This is a genomic window from Streptomyces anandii JCM 4720, from assembly GCF_014650655.1.
Lineage (GTDB): Bacteria > Actinomycetota > Actinomycetes > Streptomycetales > Streptomycetaceae > Streptomyces > Streptomyces anandii.
This window is the reverse complement of the sequence record NZ_BMVJ01000012.1, coordinates 118,070-118,413: the sequence shown is the minus strand read 5'-3', so window position 1 is coordinate 118,413 and position 344 is coordinate 118,070. Positions and strand designations below refer to the sequence as shown.

General features: G+C 72.4%; 1 protein-coding gene. It reads left to right on the top strand.

The window, feature by feature from the left end; genetic code table 11:
* The coding region (locus tag IE249_RS38110) for an FMN-binding protein (protein ID WP_229858999.1) at positions 1 to 344 on the top strand (344 nt) is incomplete at both ends.

Sequence of the window (344 nt, the reverse complement as noted above, 5' to 3'; positions counted from 1 at the left end):
AGGCGCCCAAGGGCGGCATCAGCGACCAGAAGACCGCGCTGGCCGTGCCCAGGCTCAACCAGGAGGCGGTGGCCGCCCAGAGCGCGAAGATCGACGCGGTGTCCGGGGCCACCTACACCAGCGGCGGCTACACGAAGTCGCTGCAGTCGGCGCTGGACAAGGTCAAGTCGGGCGACGCGAAGGGCGGTTCGGCGGGCGGTTCGGCGGGCGGGTCCTCGTCGTCCGGCTCCGGCTCCGGCGCTGCCCAGGCCCGTACCGTCACCGGGAAGGTCGCCGAGACGCAGTACGGACCGGTCCAGGTCCGGATCACCGTCAGCGGCGGGAAGGTCACCAAGGCAGAGGCC